Annotated in this window: 11 protein-coding genes; 10 read left to right on the top strand and 1 reads right to left on the bottom strand. The window is 37.9% G+C overall.

Annotated features, from left to right (window positions below):
- The first annotated feature begins 33 nt into the window (after positions 1–33).
- From HA632_RS13820 to HA632_RS13775, 10 genes are all read left to right on the top strand, one after another.
- Positions 34–852: a M48 family metallopeptidase gene (locus HA632_RS13820; protein ID WP_176307779.1), complete on the top strand. Its 819-nt coding sequence runs from the start codon at positions 34–36 to the stop codon at positions 850–852.
- A gap of 64 nt (positions 853–916) precedes the next feature.
- Positions 917–2,218, top strand: coding sequence for an MFS transporter (locus tag HA632_RS13815; RefSeq protein WP_176307778.1), 1,302 nt, complete (start codon positions 917–919; stop codon positions 2,216–2,218).
- Positions 2,219–2,254: 36 nt separating this feature from the next.
- On the top strand, positions 2,255–3,154 hold the full coding sequence (locus HA632_RS13810; protein WP_176307777.1) for a DUF6252 family protein: 900 nt from the start codon (positions 2,255–2,257) through the stop codon (positions 3,152–3,154).
- 220 nt (positions 3,155–3,374) lie between these two features.
- A complete protein-coding gene (gene lon, locus HA632_RS13805) occupies positions 3,375–5,828 on the top strand; it encodes an endopeptidase La (RefSeq protein ID WP_176307776.1) in 2,454 nt (817 codons plus the stop codon).
- 129 nt (positions 5,829–5,957) lie between these two features.
- The gene (porQ, locus tag HA632_RS13800; protein WP_176307775.1) at positions 5,958–6,989 is read left to right on the top strand and encodes a type IX secretion system protein PorQ; all 1,032 of its coding nucleotides are present in this window, start codon (positions 5,958–5,960) and stop codon (positions 6,987–6,989) included.
- A gap of 60 nt (positions 6,990–7,049) precedes the next feature.
- Positions 7,050–7,745, top strand: a complete 696-nt coding sequence (cmk, locus tag HA632_RS13795; RefSeq protein WP_176307774.1) for a (d)CMP kinase — start codon at positions 7,050–7,052, stop codon at positions 7,743–7,745.
- A 67-nt stretch (positions 7,746–7,812) separates the two neighbouring features.
- Complete coding sequence (locus HA632_RS13790; RefSeq protein ID WP_176307773.1) at positions 7,813–9,069, top strand: nucleoside permease; 1,257 nt, start codon at positions 7,813–7,815, stop codon at positions 9,067–9,069.
- A 367-nt stretch (positions 9,070–9,436) separates the two neighbouring features.
- On the top strand, positions 9,437–11,212 hold the full coding sequence (gene rpsA, locus HA632_RS13785) for a 30S ribosomal protein S1 (RefSeq protein ID WP_176307772.1): 1,776 nt from the start codon (positions 9,437–9,439) through the stop codon (positions 11,210–11,212).
- Positions 11,213–11,314: 102 nt separating this feature from the next.
- On the top strand, positions 11,315–12,760 hold the full coding sequence (locus HA632_RS13780; RefSeq protein ID WP_176307771.1) for an MBOAT family protein: 1,446 nt from the start codon (positions 11,315–11,317) through the stop codon (positions 12,758–12,760).
- A gap of 5 nt (positions 12,761–12,765) precedes the next feature.
- On the top strand, positions 12,766–13,737 hold the full coding sequence (locus tag HA632_RS13775; RefSeq protein ID WP_176307770.1) for a hypothetical protein: 972 nt from the start codon (positions 12,766–12,768) through the stop codon (positions 13,735–13,737).
- Positions 13,738–13,782: 45 nt separating this feature from the next.
- On the opposite strand, the gene pheT is transcribed toward HA632_RS13775, so the two are convergent.
- The gene (pheT, locus tag HA632_RS13770) at positions 13,783–16,206 is read right to left on the bottom strand and encodes a phenylalanine--tRNA ligase subunit beta (RefSeq protein WP_176307769.1); all 2,424 of its coding nucleotides are present in this window, start codon (positions 16,204–16,206) and stop codon (positions 13,783–13,785) included.
- Positions 16,207–16,398 lie beyond the last annotated feature (192 nt).

Genomic DNA, 16,398 nt, shown 5'->3' with positions numbered 1-16,398 from the left:
ATTAGGTAAATTTGTAATTCAAATTAAACAATTATGAAAAAAGGAATTTTATTTTGTGCACTGCTGACTATTATGTTGGTAGCTTCGTGTGCTAAAAATCCGTTTACCGGAAAAAGTACCATGGCTTTGGTAGACAACAGCCAAATTTTCCCAACAGCATTTCAGCAATATGGGACATTCTTAAAGGAAAACAAAGTAGTGGTCGGAACTGCAGACGCAAAAAAGGTAGAAACTGTTGGGATGAAAATCAAAGCGGCTGCCGAAAAATGGTTGAATGCTAACGGCTATTCAGATTACTTAAAAGATTACCAATGGGAATATAAATTGGTGGAAAGTAAAGAAGTGAATGCTTGGTGCATGCCCGGCGGAAAAATTGTAGTATACTCGGGGATTCTTCCTATCACTCAAGACGAAACAGGATTGGCCACAGTTATGGGTCATGAGGTTTCACACGCTTTGGCCAACCACGGTCAGCAGCGTATGAGTGCCGGAATGTTACAACAAGCAGGTGCGGCCGGTGTAGCTGTTGCTACCGGAAGCAAAAGCGCTGAAACACAACAATTAGCCATGTTGGCCTATTCAGGTGTTTCACAGTTTGGCGGTATGATGCCTTTTAGCAGAAGCCATGAAAGTGAGGCTGATATGATAGGACTTAAATTGATGGCCATTGCAGGCTACAATCCTGAAAAAGCAGTTGATTTTTGGCAAAGAATGTCCTCTAAATCGGGTGGGCAAAAACCACCTGAATTCATGAGTACTCACCCGTCTGATGAAACAAGAATCGCCAACATCAAAAAACAAATTCCCGCTGCAAAAGCAGAAGCCGCTAAGTTTGGTGTTACATTTAAATAAAAAATAACTTATATTTGAATCCCGTTCCATGTTGAGCGGGATTTTTTATTTAAAGCTAATTTTTATGTCAGCACTTCCTAAAGGTCATCCAAAATTACTCAATGCCTGGGCTTTCTATGACTGGGCTAATTCAGTTTATAGTTTAGTGATTGCTTCGGCAGTTTTTCCGATATTTTATAATGCCTTGTTTGAGGAAGACAATCCTTATGTAAATCTGTTCGGATATAGTTTTAAAAACTCAGCATTGATTAGTTTTGTAACAGCAGGTGCTTTTCTTTGTGTTGCCATTTTTTCTCCGTTATTGTCCGGAATTGCCGATTATACAGGAAACAAGAAAATCTTCATGCGCATCTTCAATTATATTGGTGCTTTATCGTGTATTGGTTTGTACTTTTTTGATTTAGAAAACATTCTTTTAGGATTGGTTTTTTACTTTTTTGGACTAATAGGTTTTTGGGGAAGTTTAGTTTTTTATAATTCGTATTTACCGGACATTGCTTTTGAAGAACAACAAGATAAAATTAGCGCCCGTGGTTATTCTATGGGTTATTTGGGTAGTGTTTTACTCCTGATAATCAATTTGGCCATGATTATGAGCGCCGATAAAGCCGATAAAATTGACATGATGAAATATTCATTTGTTATGGTTGGAATTTGGTGGATAGCATTTAGTCAATATACCTATTATTATTTGCCTAAAGGCAATGCGAATCAACAAAAAGTAACCCGTTCTGTCATTTTTAATGGTTTTAAAGAATTGAGAAAAGTTTGGAACAAACTGCAAACAGAAGTGCCATTGAAAAGATATTTGTTGAGCTTCTTTGTATTTAGTATGGCTGTACAAACCGTGATGTTGGTCGCGACTTATTTCGGAGCTCAGGAAATTGAATGGGCAAACGACGAAGAAAGTCAAACCGGATTAATTACCTGCATACTTTTAATACAACTAATTGCGGTATTGGGTGCCTTTTTAACCTCTAGGGCTTCCGGCAAATTCGGTAATATTAAAGTATTGATTGTCTTGAACGCTTTTTGGGTTTTACTATGTGGATTTGCTTATTTCATTACTTCACCAATGGAATTTTATATCATGGCTTCCTTAGTCGGATTGGTGATGGGTGGTATACAATCTTTAGCCCGTTCCACTTATTCAAAATTCTTACCCGAGACAGAAGACACTACTTCTTTTTTTAGCTTCTATGATGTTTCTGAGAAAGTTGGAATCGTAATAGGGATGTTGGTTTATGGATTGATTGACCAAATTACAGGTAGTCCGAGATTTGCCATTGTTTTTTTGGGATTATTTTTCTTATGTGGATTGTTATTATTGTTGAGAATCCCAAAAAAACACTTGTCATCAATTTAAAAAAAATTATATTTGAGCAATATTTACAAAATGGTTATGAAAAACATCAAATTTTTAGCCGGAATAGTTTTGTTCCTTACGGCTTTTACCTTTACTTCTTGTGAAAATGAACCTATTGATCCGGCCATTGATTTAGACAATTTCGGAGGAGGAACCACTGGTCCGGCAGTTTTTAAAGCAGATTTTAGTGGAAATACTTGGGTTGCTTCAACCGCTCAAGCATTGATAGGAGGAAATTATATTACAATCTCAGGGATAAAACCTAACGGAGAGGGATTTGGTCTTTTGGTGGAAGCATCAGCTACAGGAACTTATCCTGCCAATACTAATATATTGGCTTTCACACCGGCAGGTTCAGAATACAGCTATTGGTCGACTAACTTTGACAATCCGGAAGAAAATACGGGCTCAATTACTATTACAAATATTAATACAGTTAACAATACAATTTCCGGAACTTTTAGTTTTAAAGGATATTGGTCGGATACCACAACAACTTCAATACTTCCGGTACAGTTCTCAAATGGTGTATTTGAAAATATTCCTTTTGTAACACAAGGGCAAACCGGAGATAGTTTCTATGCTAAAGTTGGTGGCGTTGAATTTGTTGATACCGATATTTTTACGGCCGAATTTTTTATAGGTGCTGAAGAATGGCTAACTATTGCTGCAGAAGATGCCAATTTCAATGCCATTAATGTTTCCGTAAGAAGAAGTGTTGGTGCAGGAACTTATGCCATTACAGGAAATGTGGGCGTTGACAGCGCACAAGGAGTTTATACCTTAGGCGATACCGATTATGATTCGGTTTCTGGTTCAGTGACCATAATCAGTAAAACAGCTACCAGAATCAAAGGAACGTTTAATTTCCAAGCATCAGACGGAACTACAACAAAAACAATAACCGAAGGTGCTTTTGATGTAGAATACAATTAATTTTTACATTGTCAATATATGAAATCCGTCAATTTGGCGGATTTTTTTTTCGGCACAATCCTTGACTTATCTTAGCGCTTTACTTTAGTATTGTTGTAATATTGAAGTTAGACTATAACAACTGCCGTACATCGATTATAATTTATCACAATTGAAAGTTGTCCTACATTTGTTTAGCATTATATAATTTTAATGTCAATTTGACTAAATCAATTACCACATGTCAAACCACAATATTTTAACTCTTGACAATCTGTCACTACAAGAGTTCGATACCGAAACGGATTTAATTCCACTTTTGACTCCCGAAGATGAGGAGGAAATGAATAAAGAAGAATTACCCAATTCGTTGCCTATTTTACCGCTTCGCAATACTGTTTTGTTTCCCGGAGTTGTAATTCCGATTACCGCCGGTCGTGATAAATCTATCAAACTGATAAATGATGCCAATGCCGGTAATAAAATCATTGGAGTAGTAGCGCAAAAGAATGAGGAAGATGAAGATCCAACCAAAAATGATATTCACAACATTGGTACAGTAGCCCAAATTCTGAGGGTTTTAAAAATGCCAGATGGTAATATTACAGTAATTCTCCAAGGAAAAAAGCGTTTCGAAATAGACGCAGTAACTTCGGAAGTACCTTATTTAAAAGCTACCATCAAAGAAGTTGAAGAAAAACGTCCGAGGAAATTGGATACCGAGTTTCAAGCCATCGTGGATTCTATCCGTGAATTGGCCATTGAAATTATCAAGGAAAGTCCAAACATACCGACCGAAGCGACATTTGCCATAAAAAACATCGAAAGTCAATCGTTCTTAATCAATTTTGTCTCTTCCAATATGAACCTTACGGTTAAGGAAAAGCAAGATTTATTGATGATTAACGTATTGAAAGAAAGAGCTTTGGAAACGTTGCGCTACATGAACGTAGAGTTGCAAAAGTTGGAATTGAAAAACGATATCCAGTCTAAAGTGCGTTTCGACCTCGACCAACAACAACGAGAATATTTTTTGCACCAACAAATGAAAACCATCCAAGAAGAATTGGGTGGCGTTTCGTATGAGCAGGAAATAGAAGAAATGCGTCAAAAAGCCAAAACCAAAACTTGGGATGAAAAGACCGCCAAGCATTTTGAAAAAGAAATTTCTAAAATGCAACGCATGAATCCACAAGCACCCGATTTTGGCATCCAAAGAAACTATTTAGAGTTGTTTTTGGAACTGCCTTGGAACCATTATTCTAAAGACAATTTCGATTTAAAACGGGCTGTTAAAATACTAGACCGTGACCATTTTGGTTTGGAAGATGTCAAGAAAAGAATCATCGAACATTTGGCCGTATTGAAATTGCGAAACGACATGAAGTCGCCGATTATTTGTTTGACCGGACCTCCGGGTGTCGGTAAAACGTCTATCGGAAAATCTATTGCCGAAGCTTTAGGGCGAGAATACGTTCGTATTTCATTAGGCGGTTTGCGTGATGAAGCAGAAATTCGCGGTCACCGTAAAACCTATATTGGTGCCATGCCGGGCAGAATTATCCAAAGTCTGAAAAAAGCAGGAACTTCCAATCCGGTGTTTGTATTAGATGAAATCGATAAGTTGTCCAACAGCCACCAAGGTGATCCATCATCGGCTTTGTTGGAGGTTTTAGATCCTGAACAAAACAAAGAGTTCTACGATAATTTCCTTGAAATGGGTTATGATTTGTCGAAAGTGATGTTTATTGCCACTTCCAACAACATGGCTGCCATTCAGCCGGCACTAAAAGACCGTATGGAAGTCATCAAAATGACCGGTTACACCATCGAGGAAAAGATTGAAATTGCCCGCCAGCATTTGTTGCCCAAACAATTAAAAGAACACGGGTTAACGACTAAAGACTTGGTAATTGGTAAAAAGCAATTGGAAAAAATCGTAGAAGGGTATACCCGTGAATCCGGTGTGCGTAGTTTGGAAGCCAAGATTGCTCAGGTAATCAGAAATGCGGCCAAATCGGTTGCCATGGAAGAAGAATACAATAAGAAAGTAACCGATGAAGATATTGTCAAAATTCTTGGCGCACCCAAATTAGCCCGTGACAAATCCGAAAGCAATGATGTGGCCGGAGTAGTTACCGGTTTGGCATGGACTTCAGTTGGCGGCGATATTTTATTCATAGAATCGTTAATATCTGCCGGAAAAGGAGCTTTAACCTTAACCGGGAATTTAGGAACTGTGATGAAAGAATCTGCGACGATTGCTTTAGAATACATTAAAGCTAACGCCGAAATTTTTGGCCTCGATCCTGAAATGATTGCCAAATACAACATACACTTACACGTACCGGAAGGCGCCACACCTAAAGACGGACCAAGTGCGGGAATTGCAATGTTGACTTCATTAGTGTCTTTATTTACACAAAAGAAAGTGAAGAAAAACTTAGCCATGACCGGCGAAATCACTCTTCGCGGTAAAGTATTACCTGTTGGTGGTATCAAAGAAAAAATATTGGCCGCCAAAAGAGCCAATATCAAGGAAATCATTTTGTGCCACGAAAATAAAAGTGACATCGATGAAATCAAACCGGAATACATTGAAGGTTTGACTTTTCACTACGTAAAAGAAATGAGTGAAGTCATTGATGTAGCCTTGACCAATCAAAAGGTAAAAAATGCTAAATCGTTGAAATAAAACTCAAATTAGAACTAATAATAAGGCAGGAGCAAAATAAACTCGTGCCTTTTTTTATTAACTTTTTTCCTCCGATATAAAATAATATCTTCGCATTTCCGTTATAGTAATAGCCATAAGCTTATTTTAATGTTTAGAACAACAATTTGTATTGCCTTTTGCCTCGTCGGTTTGGTCGCTTTCGGACAAGTGGGCGGTAGGTCGGTATACCAATTTCTAAACTTAGTTACCTCACCCAGACAAGCAGCGATTGGGGGAAAAGTGATTACTTTTTATGACCAAGATGTCAACCAAGCCCATTTTAATCCGGCTTGTATTAATGCGGAAATGGACAACAAGTTATCGTTGAATTATGGTAGCTATTTTGGTGAAGTGACTTACGGAACAGCTTCTTATGCCTATACTTATGACCGACATGTACAAACGTTTTTTGGCGGTGTTAATTATGTGAACTACGGAAAGTTTGATGGTTACGACGAAAACGGCCAACAAACGGCAGACTTTACCGGAAGCGAGATTGCACTGTCTTTTGGGTATGCTTACAATATACCCTTTACCGATTTTTATATTGGTGCCAATGCCAAACTGATTTCTTCCACTTTGGAAAGTTACAATTCTTTCGGAGCTGCAGTTGATCTTGGCGCCTTGTTTATCGATACCCGAAACGATGTCAATTGGGCCATTTCCATCCGAAATCTTGGAACACAAATCACGCCTTATGCAGAAACCAGAGAAAAATTGCCTTTGGAGGTATTGATTGGGGTTTCCCAGTTAATGGAAAACGTTCCGATTCGTTGGCATTTGACCTTGGAAAACATGCAGCAATGGCAAGTGGCTTTTGCTAATCCTAATAGAGCAGAAGGTAATTTAGACGGCGGTGCTACACCGGAAAAAGTTTCTTTTTTTAACAACGCTTTGCGCCACGTGATTGTGGGTGCCGAATTGTTTCCGGAGAAAGGATTTAACATACGTTTGGGTTACAATTTCAGAAGAGCCGAAGAATTGCGTATCTTAGAGCAGCGAAATTTTTCCGGATTATCGGTGGGTTTCGGTTTGAAAGTCAATAATTTAAAATTCAATTATTCCTATTCTCGTTACACTTTGGCGGCCAACACGAGTTTGTTCGGGTTGACCATCGATTTTTCGGGAAATAGGTATTAAAATATAAAAAAAGCGTTTTGAAACCGAAGGTTCACAAACACCAAAAAATAATTAAAAATTGTGAGTAAAAAAATTACGATTGCCATTGACGGATTTTCTTCCACGGGGAAAAGCACTTTAGCCAAGCAGTTGGCCAAACATTTAGGTTATGTTTATGTCGATTCTGGTGCGATGTATCGCGCGGTGACTTACTTTGCGATGCAAAACGGTTGTATCGGTGCAGAGTTTTTTGACAAAGAGACCTTAATCAACAGTTTGCCGTTTATCAAATTGCATTTTGAGTTCAAAGCCGAATTGGGTTTTGCCGAAATGTATTTGAATGGTGTCAATGTTGAAAAGGAAATCAGAACGATAGAAGTGTCCGGTTTTGTAAGCAAAGTGGCTGAGGTTTCTGAGGTTCGTGCCAAATTGGTAGAGCAACAACAATCGATGGGCAAAAAGAAAGGTATTGTTATGGATGGTCGTGATATAGGAACCGTTGTTTTTCCCAATGCCGAACTCAAAATATTTATGACGGCCAGTCCTGAAACAAGAGCGCGTCGTCGTTATGATGAATTGCAGGCAAAAGGAGAAAATGTAACCTATGAAGCGGTTTTAAAAAACGTGGAAGAGCGTGACCATATTGATACTCACCGAGATGATTCTCCGTTGGTCAAGGCTGTTGGTGCTATAGAAATTGATAATTCGGCACTAACACGTGAAGAGCAATTCCAAGCCGTCTTGGCTTTGGTAGATAAAGTTTCGAAATTATTGTAAATATTTTTTTATCTCAATATAAATAGTAGATTTACGGGTTGATATTATAAAACCAAAAACCACTATTATGAGTATAAAAAACAGATTAATTGCCATGAACTTCTTTCAGTTCTTTGTTTGGGGTGCATGGCTTATTACGATTGCCAACTTTTGGTTCGGAACCAAACAATGGGATGGAACAAAATTCGGATTGGTATTCGGTACCATGGGAATTGCCTCTTTGTTCATGCCAACATTAACCGGAATTATAGCTGACCGATGGGTAAACGCCGAAAAATTATATGGTGTTCTTCACATATTGTATGCTTTAGTTTTGTTTTATCTTCCTCAAGTCACTTCACCCGATAATTTTATTTATGTGATGCTTTTGGCGATGTGTTGTTATATGCCAACGATTGCCTTGTCAAATTCCATTTCCTATAATGCTTTAAAAAACAGCGACGACAGTGATGTTGTGAAAGATTTTCCACCGATTAGGGTTTGGGGAACCATAGGTTTTATTGCGGCGATGTGGTTGACTAATTTATCCGGAAATAAAGCCACAGCTTACCAGTTTTACATAGCCGGTATTGCTGCTGTTTTGCTTGGATTGTATTCTTTTACCTTGCCAAAATGCAAGCCACAACATACCAAAAGTGATAAGTCTTCTTTTGTAGAATCATTAGGATTGGAAGCCTTTAAATTATTCGGGACCTATAAAATGGCGTTGTTTTTTATCTTCTCCATGTTTTTGGGTGGTGCTTTGCAATTGACTAATGCTTATGGTGATGTGTTTTTAGATGAGTTCAAAAATGTTCCGGAATATGCCGATTCATTTGTGGTAAAATATTCTACCATCATTATGTCGATTTCACAAGTTTCAGAGACCTTGTTTATTTTAGCTATTCCTTTCTTTTTGAAGCGATTTGGAATCAAACAAGTCATGTTGATTTCCATGTTTGCTTGGGTTTTGCGTTTCGGATTGTTTGCTTACGGCAATCCAACCGATGGTTTGTGGATGATTATTATGTCTTGTATTGTGTACGGAATGGCGTTTGACTTTTTCAATATCTCCGGTTCTTTGTTTGTTGAAACTTCCACTGATGCTAAGATTCGTTCGTCAGCTCAAGGATTGTTTATGATGATGACCAATGGTTTTGGGGCCGTTTTGGGAAGTTTTACTTCAGGTTGGGCAATAGAAAAGTACTTTACTCATGATGGAGCCAGAGATTGGCATAGCATCTGGTTGGCTTTTGCGGCTTATTCATTAGTTATTGCGATTGCTTTTGCGGTATTATTCAAACACAAACACGACCCGAATGCGGTGGCGAATGTGAGTCATTAAAAATATATAGTTTATATCAATTAGGCCTAACGGATTTAAAAATCGGTTAGGCTTTTTTGTTGCCAAGAATGCAATGCCAAACCTATTCTAGCCCTGACAGGAGCGGCTACCGTGTAGCGCGGATGGCAGGAAAACGGAAACCAATAATCCCCAAGCCATTCGCTCCTAAAAGAAACCGTCTTTTCTCTTTTTTCTTTGGTCTTTTTTCTTTTCTAATTGTTTTGTAATTAAGAAATTATGATTACTTTTGCAGTCCTTTTGGCGGAGTAGGGTTTCCAAAAGGGTTAAACAACTTATAACTAACACTGCTGTGTTTTTATTCGCATCAAGAAACTCAAGAAGCATAGCATACAAATTTTTTATCAGCATGTCTGAATTAAACAAAGAACAACAAGCGTTTTTAAACGAATTTAACTGGCACAATTACGCAGAAGGAATTGATGCAGTAGATCAGAAAAACTTACAAGAGTTTGAAGATTTAGTTACTAAAACTTTCATTTCTACCGATCAAGAAGAAGTAGTAGAAGGTGTGGTAGTTAGAATCACAGACAGAGACGCTATCGTTGACATTAACGCGAAATCAGAAGGAGTTATCTCTTTAAATGAATTCCGTTACAACCCTAACTTAAAAGTGGGTGACAAAGTTGAAGTATTGATTGACGTTCGTGAGGACAAAACAGGTCAATTGGTATTATCACACAGAAAAGCAAGAACTATCAAATCATGGGATAGAGTGATTGCAGCTAACGAAACAGGAGAAATCGTTAACGGTTTCGTGAAATGCAGAACTAAAGGTGGTATGATCGTTGACGTATTCGGTATCGAAGCGTTCTTACCGGGATCACAAATTGATGTGAAGCCTATCCGTGACTATGATGTATACGTAAACAAAATGATGGAATTCAAAGTGGTAAAAATTAACCACGAATTCAAAAATGTTGTTGTTTCACACAAAGCGCTTATCGAAGCTGACATCGAAGTTCAGAAAAAAGAAATCATTGGTCAATTAGAAAAAGGACAAGTATTAGAAGGTGTGGTTAAAAACATTACTTCTTACGGTGTGTTTATTGATTTAGGTGGTGTTGATGGATTAATCCACATTACAGACCTTTCTTGGTCAAGAATCAATCACCCAAGCGAAGTGCTTGAATTAGACCAAAAATTAAACGTGGTAATCCTTGATTTCGATGATGAGAAAACAAGAATCCAATTAGGTTTAAAACAATTAAACGCTCACCCATGGGATGCTTTAGACTCTAAATTAACTATTGGAGACAAAGTAAAAGGTAAAGTAGTAGTAATCGCTGATTACGGTGCATTTATCGAAGTGGCTGAAGGTGTTGAAGGTTTAATCCACGTTTCTGAAATGTCTTGGTCTACTCACTTGAGAAGTGCTCAGGATTTCGTAAAAGTGGGTGATGTAGTGGAAGCTGTTATCTTGACTCTTGACAGAGACGATAGAAAAATGTCTTTGGGTATCAAACAAATGACACAAGATCCATGGACAGATATCACGTCTAAATATCCTGTAGGTTCTAAACACACAGGTATCGTTAGAAACTTTACTAACTTCGGTATATTCGTTGAGTTAGAAGAAGGAATCGACGGTTTAGTGTATATCTCTGATTTGTCTTGGACTAAGAAAATCAAACACCCATCAGAATTTGTTAACGTAGGTGATAAATTAGAAGTAGTAGTATTAGAGTTGGATGTTGAAGGCCGTAAGTTATCTTTAGGTCACAAACAAACTACGGCTAATCCTTGGGACAAACACGAAGATGCTTTCGCAGTGGGAACAATCCACACCGGAACTATCGCTGAGATTGTTGACAAAGGTGCTACTGTAGATTTCGGAGATGATGTAGTTGCGTTTATTCCAACACGTCACTTAGAAAAAGAAGATGGTAAGAAATTGAAAAAAGGTGAAGAAGCAGAATTCAAAGTAATTGAGTTCAACAAAGAATTCAAAAGAGTGGTTGCTTCTCACACGGCTATTTTCAGAGAAGAAGAAGAGAAAAATGTTAAAGCGGTTGCTGAATCAGTAGCTTCTAATAACAATGCTCCGGCTTCAACTCTTGGAGATAACAATGACATTCTTGCCGGATTAAAAGCAAAAATGGAAAAGAACGAGAAAAAGAAATAATTCTTGTTTTTGAATAATAGAAAGCCTCGAGAAATCGAGGCTTTTTTGTTTTAGCATGATTATCAACTAATTTGCTATATTTGAGCAAAACAAGGTCAAACCATGCTGTTCAACTCCTTAAGCTTTGCCTTCTTCTTACCGTTAGTTTTTATACTCTATTGGTTTGTATGCCGCAAAAACTTACGCTATCAAAATATACTATTAGTGGTAGCGAGCTATTTCTTTTATGCTTGTTGGGATTGGCGCTTTTTGTTTCTGCTCGTTTTTTCTACGGTATTGGATTATTTTTCCGGAGTTAAAATGGCGGAAGCCAATAATCAGCGGGTCAAAAACTTTTGGTTTTGGTTTAGTATTTCAGTCAATTTAGGATTTTTAGGGTTCTTTAAATATTACAATTTCTTTATCACAGAGTTTGCTGAAGCTATAGCGAATTTAGGTTTTCAAGTCAATCCTTGGACCTTGGAAGTCATTTTGCCGGTTGGAATTTCATTCTACACTTTTCATGGTTTGTCGTATGTGATTGACATTTACAAAGACAGAATAAAAGTCGAGCGCAATTTTATAGACTATTCACTTTTCGTCAGCTTCTTTCCGTTATTGGTTGCCGGACCGATAGAAAGAGCGACGCATTTATTGCCTCAAATAAAAAAGAAACGAATTTTTGATTTTACTAACGCCGCCGATGGAATGCGACAAATTCTTTGGGGATTGTTTAAAAAGATTGTCATTGCCGACAAATGTGCCGAGTACGCCAATGAAATTTTTAACAACTCCGGAGATTATTCGGGAAGTACGCTCCTTTTAGGTGCGGTTTATTTTGCGTTCCAAATTTACGGTGACTTTTCAGGCTATTCCGATATTGCTATTGGTACGGCCAAACTCTTTGGCATTGACTTATTGCGGAATTTTTCTTTTCCTTATTTCTCCAGAGATATAGCCGAGTTTTGGCGGCGCTGGCACATTTCATTGTCTTCTTGGTTCCGAGATTATTTATACATTCCGTTAGGCGGAAGCCAAGGCGGTATTTGGATGAAAATCAGAAATACGTTTATCATCTTTTTGGTTAGCGGTTTTTGGCATGGTGCCAATTGGACTTTCATCATTTGGGGATTGCTCAATGCCTTATACATCATGCCTTCGATTATTTTTAACACCAACAGAAGCAATCTGGATATCGTCGCCCAAGGAAGGTATTGGCCTACTTTCAAAGAGTTTTTCCAAGTAACACTGACTTTTTGTTTGACGGTTTTGGCTTGGATATTTTTCAGAGCCAACGATTTAACACATGCATTGCGTTATGTTTCAGACCTATTTTCGTGGAGCTTGTTTGCGTTGCCGACCAAAATGCCGGCCAACTCTAATACTTTTATCATGTTGGCATTCTTCCTTATCATAGAATGGCTGGGCAGAGAACAACCTTTTGCTTTAGCCAGAATAGGATTGAAATGGAAGCGACCGATAAGATGGGCTTTCTACTACATCATCATCGCCATTATTTTTTATTGTGTGGATTCTAAAGAGCAACAGTTTATCTATTTTCAATTTTAAGCGGCATGAAAAAATTCATTCAATACTTGTCTTATTTTGCCTTACCGATTTTTTTGGTGATTATCGCTTTTGAAATTTACTTGCGGCAAATTGACACCAGTTATACCGAGAAAGAAAAAGGTATTCTTCAAAATCAAAAAAAGATTGAAGTTCTGATTTTAGGGAATTCAAGAGCTACATTGGGCATTGACCCGAATCAATTTGAAAGGTATACCTATAATTTGGCCAATGTGGCGCAGCCGTTGTATTATGATAAAAGGATTGCGTTAAAATATTTGGACCAACTCTCTAATTTGAAATACGTTTTCATTACTGTAGACTGCGGTTCTCTCAATTATTCCCGGATGGGCAGTCGCGAAATTTGGTCCTATTACGGCAACGGCATTGAATACAAAGACGAAATGCCGTTCTTTCCGAAATACAGTTATTTAAACGGTTATTCCACCAGTATTGCCCTCAAGTTATTGAAAAACGATTTAAGCGGAAAGTACAAAGTCATCAAAGCCATTGATTTGGACACAGATTACGACTTAAATAGGCCTATTGAAAAAGGTTTCTTTGGTTATAAAGGTACCAGAGAAGAAGGTATGACGGCAATCCATATTTTCAACAGAGCAGGAAAAGGTTTGGATGAAGGGATTTCACCAGAAAAAAGGGAAATTACAATGGATTTGGAAGATTTTATCAGAATTCTTAAAACCAAAAGCATTACCCCGATACTGTTAACCATGCCTTGCCATAAAGATTATGTGAAGGCGCTTCATAAAAATATGGTGAAAAGGGCAGAAAGTGATTATCAAAAGTTAGCTCAAAAATACCAGCTCGAATACTGGAATTATTTAAACTTCCCAATGGAGCGAATGAATTTTCACGATTGCGATCATTTGAATATAAAAGGAGCTGAAAAATTTTCCAAAGTGCTCAACGAACGATTGATGGAGAAAATACAAAAAGATAAAATCAATCAAGTCAAATAAAAAAATGCCCGAATTTCTTCGAGCATTTCTTGTGTTATTTGAGAGTTATTGTCTTAAACTGGCACCCAATTCATTTTCTATATTCTTCTGCAACTTGCCCATGATTTTGTCAATTTGGTCATCGGTTAAGGTTTTTGAATTGTCTTGTAAAGTGAAACTCACCGCATAAGATTTCTTGCCTTCCGGAAGGTTTTTACCTTGGTAAACATCAAACAAACTAACGTCTTTTAAGAGCGATTTCTCCGTTTGGCGTGCAATCGCATAAATCGCATCAAAAGCTACTGAATCATCTACCAAAAGCGCTAAATCTCTGCGCACTTCGGGATATTTCGGAATATCAGTGAATTTGATTTTGCTGCCGATGAGTTTTAAAATTAAGTTCCAATTGAAATCAGCAAAGAACACTTCTTGTTTGATGTCAAAATGTTTCAAAATCGATTTCTTTACGGTCCCGAATTCCACCAAAGTATCATTTCCGGAAGCCATCGCCAACCCTTCGGCAAACACATCTGAAGTTACCGGTTTGTTTTGCACTTTAGTAATCCCTAATCGGTCTAAAACCGAACTTACATAACCTTTGAACAAAAAGAAATCAGAAGGCTTTTGAGGATTTGCCCAGCTTTCTTCATTTCGGTTTCCGGTAACAAATAACGTTAGGTGTTTGGGTTCTTTATAGCCGTTCAGTTCTTTGTGATAGGTTTTCCCGAATTCGAATAATTTCAAATCGCTATTTCTGCGGTTGATGTTATACGAAACAGCTTCTAATCCGGAGAACAATAGCGACTGACGCATAGCCGACAAGTCATTGCTCAACGGATTCAACATCATCACATTGTATTCTTCTTTCAACATTTCGGATAGACCAACATAATCAGGTGTCGTCAATGAATTCGCCATCATTTCATGGAATCCTAAACCATTCAATTGCGCGGCAATGATATTTTGTACTTTATAATCTTCTGTTCGGGCCGAATTGGAAACAGTAGCATTTAATTTTTTGGTGAAATTGATATTATTATACCCGTAAACCCTTAGAATTTCTTCAATCACATCTACTTCACGTTGTACATCCACACGATAAGACGGAATCATTAATCCTAAACCGGCATCAGAAACGGTATTGACTTTGATGTCTAATGACGCCAAGATTTTCTTGATGGTTTCTTTTGGTAATTCCTGCCCAATCAATTTATAAGTCTTGTCAAAATGCAAGAAAACCGGAAAGTCTTCAATCTTTTTAGGGTAAATATCAACGATGTCGGAAGTAATCTCGCCACCGGCCACTTCTTTAATCAAAAGCGCAGCACGTTTCAAAGCAAACTCGGTAATATTTGGGTCGATTCCTCTCTCAAATCGGAAAGAAGCATCGGTATTCAAAGCATGTCTTTTAGCTGATTTTCTGATAGAAACCGGGTTGAAATAAGCACTTTCTAAGAAAATGGAGTTCGTAGTTTCAGAAACGCCTGAACCTTTACCACCAAAAACGCCTGCGATACACAATGGTCCTTTTTCGTCACAAATCATTAAGTCTTCTTCATGTAACGTTCTTTCTATGTCGTCTAAAGTCGTGAACTTTGTTCCGGCAGCTACCGTTTTGACTACAATTTTGCCATTGATTTTTGCAGCGTCAAAAGCGTGTAAAGGTTGGCCTAAATCGTGTAAAATATAATTGGTAACGTCAACAATGTTATTTTTTGGCGTAAGCCCAATGGCTTTCAAACGGTTTTGCAACCATTCGGGTGAAGGTTTTACGGTTAGACCGGAAAGGGTAACACCGCAATATCTCGGAGCCAATTTACTGTCTTTAACGTCAACGTCAATTTTTAAAGTTCGTTTGTCAATTCTGAAAGTACTTACGGAAGGTGTAATCAATTCGACGTTGCTGTTTTTTTGCAATAAACTCGCACGCAAATCACGCGCTACGCCGTAATGTGACATCGCATCAGCACGGTTGGGTGTTAATCCAATTTCGAATACTTCGTCATTTTCTATATTGAAAACTTTGGCACAAGGTGTTCCCGGTTTTAAATTGGTATCCAAAACCATAATGCCATCGTGACTTGTTCCCAAACCTAATTCATCTTCGGCACAAATCATTCCGTGGCTTTCCTGTCCGCGAATTTTTCCTTTTTTGATTTCGAATTCTACGCCTTCTTGGTCAAATAATTTGGTTCCGATAGTGGCCACAGGAACTTTTTGTCCGGCCGCCACATTGGCAGCACCACAAACAATTTGAACCGGAGTGCCATCGCCTAAATCAACGGTAGTGATTTTCAAACGGTCGGCATCGGGATGTTTTTCGCAAGTCAATACGTGACCAACCACAACACCTACTAATCCGCCGCGAACCGATTGGTATTTTTCCACCACTTCCACTTCCAAACCTAAATCGGTTAAGATGGCTGCCGTTTCTTCTGATTTTAAATCTATTTTAATGAATTGTTTTAACCAATTGTAAGAGATTCTCATGTACTGTACTTTAAGGCTGCAAATATAGGGATTGTAGTTTTTAGTTTAAAATATATTTTCGACGAATGACACCATTTACTACAATAGATTGCATTGTTAAATTTGCGATTTTTTACAACTATTTTTTGGGTTAATACATTTATTAATACTCAAAAATTACAAATCAATAAAATTGTGCTATAAATTGCCCGA

The organism is Flavobacterium sp. J49, from assembly GCF_011742145.1.
GTDB lineage: Bacteria > Bacteroidota > Bacteroidia > Flavobacteriales > Flavobacteriaceae > Flavobacterium.
This window is presented reverse-complemented; position numbering and strand designations above follow the sequence as displayed.

Bases quoted from the DNA above. Each gene is read 5' to 3' on its own strand.
- HA632_RS13820 (WP_176307779.1), top strand. From the start codon at position 34: ATGAAAAAAGGAATTTTATTTTGTGCACTGCTGACTATTATGTTGGTA.
- HA632_RS13815 (WP_176307778.1), top strand. From the start codon at position 917: ATGTCAGCACTTCCTAAAGGTCATCCAAAATTACTCAATGCCTGGGCT.
- HA632_RS13810 (WP_176307777.1), top strand. From the start codon at position 2,255: ATGAAAAACATCAAATTTTTAGCCGGAATAGTTTTGTTCCTTACGGCT.
- lon (WP_176307776.1), top strand. From the start codon at position 3,375: ATGTCAAACCACAATATTTTAACTCTTGACAATCTGTCACTACAAGAG.
- porQ (WP_176307775.1), top strand. From the start codon at position 5,958: ATGTTTAGAACAACAATTTGTATTGCCTTTTGCCTCGTCGGTTTGGTC.
- HA632_RS13790 (WP_176307773.1), top strand. From the start codon at position 7,813: ATGAGTATAAAAAACAGATTAATTGCCATGAACTTCTTTCAGTTCTTT.
- rpsA (WP_176307772.1), top strand. From the start codon at position 9,437: ATGTCTGAATTAAACAAAGAACAACAAGCGTTTTTAAACGAATTTAAC.
- HA632_RS13780 (WP_176307771.1), top strand. From the start codon at position 11,315: ATGCTGTTCAACTCCTTAAGCTTTGCCTTCTTCTTACCGTTAGTTTTT.
- HA632_RS13775 (WP_176307770.1), top strand. From the start codon at position 12,766: ATGAAAAAATTCATTCAATACTTGTCTTATTTTGCCTTACCGATTTTT.
- pheT (WP_176307769.1), bottom strand. From the start codon at position 16,206: ATGAGAATCTCTTACAATTGGTTAAAACAATTCATTAAAATAGATTTA.